The following is a 3,063-nucleotide window of genomic DNA, read 5'->3' on the forward strand; positions in this document are numbered from 1 at the left end:
TGCTCCAAGCAGCTGATGGACCGTGTGATCCACGCCTACGGCATGGAGCAAGGCCTGAACTACACCCTGTTCCGTCCGTTCAACTGGATCGGCGCGGGGCTGGACTCGATCTTCGAATCAAAGGAAGGCTCGTCGCGCGTGGTGACGCAATTCCTCGGCCATATCGTGCGCGGCGAACCGATCAAGCTGGTCGATGGCGGCGCGCAGCAGCGCGCCTTTGCCGATATCGCCGACGGCATCGACGCGCTGATGCGCATCATCGAGAATCCCAACGGCGTGGCCAGCGGCAAGATCTACAACATCGGCAACCCGGGCAATATCCACTCGGTGCGCGAGCTGGCCGAGATGATGCTGAAGATGGCCGCCGACTACCCGGAATACGCTGACGAAGCGCGCAAGACGCAGATCATCGAGACCTCGTCGGGCGACTTCTACGGCAAGGGCTACCAGGACGTGCAGCACCGCGTGCCGAAGATCGACAACACCATCGAAGAACTGGGCTGGAAGCCCGGGATCAGCATGGAAGCGGCGCTGCGGCGGATCTTCGAGGCGTATCGCACGCACGTGACGGACGCAAGGACGTTGGTGAACCAGGGGTAGGCTGGAGGCAGTCTCAAGCCGCATGCCGAAGCCTGCTGGCGCTCCTTCTCGCTTGGGTACTCCCTCTCCCGCAAGCGGGAGAGGGGAGCACACCCGCAGCCTCAGCCGACCGACACTTCAATCCGCCGCGGCCGCGCCTCTTCCCTGCGCGGGATCGTCAGCTTCAGCACGCCGTCCTGCAAGTTGGCCTCGATGCGCGAGGCGTCAAGATCCGGGCTGAGCGTAAACGTACGCGCATAGCGCGGCTGCCGAATCTCGGCATGCTGCACGCGCAGGCTCGCGGGCGTCGGCACGACGGCTTCGCCTTCGATGCGCAGACTGCTGTCGTGGACGTTGACCTCGAGGTTCTCGCGCGGCACGCCGGGCAGATCCGCCCACAGCGTGACCCCTGCGGAGGTCTCGTAGATATCGACCGCGGGCACCAGCGTCATGGTCTGGATTTCCTCGCGGCGTTGCGCGACGGCGCCCTGCTCGCCTTGGCCGCTTGTGTTCTGGTCGCGCTGGACGACCTGCTTCGAATCGTTCATGGCTTCCTCCTCACGTTAGCTGACGGTGATGGCGCGCGGACGCGATGCTTCGCGCTTGCCTACGCTGATCGACAGGCAGCCGTTGGTATAACGTGCCTGCACCTTGTCCGGATCGGCCGACTGCGGCAACTCGATCACGCGGCGGAAGCTGCCGAAGAAGCGCTCCTGCGCATAGGGCCGTACCTCGGCTTCGCCCTCCGGCTGCACCTGGGCACGCTCGCCGCTGATGGTCAGCAGGCCCTTGTCGATCGATACCTCGAGCTGGTCCGTCTTGATGCCGGGCGCGAACACCACGATCTCGATCGAGTCATCGGTCATGCCGATATTCAGCGGCGGGAACGCCCCGAAACGCCCGGAGCGCAGGCTGGTTGGAAACCCGCCGAAGAGATTCGCCATCTGCCGTTGCATCCGGTCGAATTCACTGAACGGGTCGTTCCCGAAAAAGAAGTCACTCATGGTTAGAACCTCCTTCTATGCAGCGGGGAGGCGCTTGACCCTGATGTAGTGCACCTGGTCTCCTGCCGGGCCGCTGCAAACCAACGGAAAACACGCAGCGCCGCGTTGCCGCGACGACTGGGCAATCCATAATTAGTACTGCCCCGCGCGGATTTCAAGGGGTCGGATAGCGGGACAATCTGACGCTGGCAGGTATCGGCCGCATCACAGCCTCAGGTCCGGAATTCAGGCGCCGGCGCGATCGAAGCCGGCCTTGCGCGCCAGCACAATGGCCTGCGCGCGGTTCTCCACTTCCAGCTTGGCGAAAATGCTGGTGATGTGGTTGCGCACGGTCTTTTCACATAGGTCGAGATGGGCGGCGATCTGGGCGTTGTCGCGGCCTTGCGCGATCAGTTCGACGATATCGCGCTCGCGCCGTGTCAGCGCGGTGAAGGCCGGGTCGCGCACTGGCTCCCCAGCCGGCAGGAAGGCGCGCACCTCGTCCAGCCAGCGCAGCCATGCGGGCTCGGTTTCCAGCAACAGGTGATTGCCGCTTTCCAGCGGCACGAAGCGCGCGCCGGGAATCTCGCTGGCGATCAGGCGACCTTCGTCGAACGGCACGCGCGCATCGCGCACCGCGTGCAGCACCAGCGTCGGGCACGATACCTGCGGCAGCAGCTTCACCACGTCGATCTCATTGAAGACGCGCATGAAGCGTGCCGCATTCAGCGGCGAGGTCGAGGCCCGCTCCAGCTCGTTGAACCATGCATGCTGCTCGGCCGTGCCGCCGGGGATGAACTGGGTGGTGAAGAACTGGCGAAAGGCGGGGTTCTCCTGGCCCCAGCCAAGCTCGGCGAGCTTGTTCATCAGCTCGGCCTCTTCCAGCAGGCGCTGGCTCAGGTTGTCGCGCTTCAGGCGCCCGCGCGCGTAGCCGCCGTGCAGCACCAGGTGGCTGACCCGCTCGGGATGCGCAACTGCGTAGGCGACGGCAATCGATGCGCCCTGCGAGATACCCAGCAGCGGAAAATGGTTGACCCCGGTGGCGTCGACGATGGTCTCCAGGTCGCGCAGCCAGGCATCGAAGGACAGGTCCTCGATATCCCGGTCAGACAGCCCGCAGCCGCGCTCGTCATAGCGGATCAGCGTATGCGTGGCAGACAGCGCCGTGATCATGTGGCTCCACACCGGGCTGCCGACGTCGAACTCCAGGTGGCTCATCCAGTTGGCCGCCTTGACCAGCGGCGCGCCGCTGCCCGTGATTGCGTACGCAAGGCGAACGCCGTCACGGCTGGTGCACAGGCGGAGTTGCTGCTTGAACATCGGCATGTTGGGGCCGCGCGGTGCCGGGAGGGCCGGCCGGCAGCCGCGGGCCGCGGCTGCCATGCGGGCGCGCCGCGTGACTTCCCTAGCTTAGGAACGTGCTCGAAATAACTTCCCGCTATGCGGCGTTCCGTGAGCGGATGCTGTAGTTCCACGCAGGCAAGGTTGAGTCGTACTCGAT

At 64.9% G+C, this 3,063-nt stretch carries 4 protein-coding genes; 1 reads left to right on the forward strand and 3 read right to left on the reverse strand.

What is annotated here, in order from left to right; translation table 11 throughout:
* Positions 1 to 600, forward strand: a 600-nt coding sequence (locus A3A5_RS38640; protein WP_018311589.1) for a bifunctional UDP-4-keto-pentose/UDP-xylose synthase, incomplete at its 5' end; no start/stop codon positions are given.
* Positions 601 to 701: 101 nt separating this feature from the next.
* Here the strand turns inward: A3A5_RS38640 and A3A5_RS0116150 are convergent.
* From A3A5_RS0116150 to A3A5_RS0116160, 3 genes are all read right to left on the reverse strand, one after another.
* A complete protein-coding gene (locus A3A5_RS0116150; RefSeq protein ID WP_018311590.1) occupies positions 702 to 1,127 on the reverse strand; it encodes an Hsp20/alpha crystallin family protein in 426 nt (141 codons plus the stop codon).
* Between the two features lie 15 nt (positions 1,128 to 1,142).
* Positions 1,143 to 1,583, reverse strand: a complete 441-nt coding sequence (locus A3A5_RS0116155) for an Hsp20/alpha crystallin family protein (protein ID WP_018311591.1) — start codon at positions 1,581 to 1,583, stop codon at positions 1,143 to 1,145.
* A 225-nt stretch (positions 1,584 to 1,808) separates the two neighbouring features.
* Positions 1,809 to 2,945 (reverse strand): alpha/beta fold hydrolase, encoded by a 1,137-nt coding sequence (locus A3A5_RS0116160; RefSeq protein WP_018311592.1) that lies wholly within the window; start codon positions 2,943 to 2,945, stop codon positions 1,809 to 1,811.
* Positions 2,946 to 3,063 lie beyond the last annotated feature (118 nt).

It is taken from the genome of Cupriavidus sp. UYPR2.512, from assembly GCF_000379565.1.
Lineage (GTDB): Bacteria > Pseudomonadota > Gammaproteobacteria > Burkholderiales > Burkholderiaceae > Cupriavidus.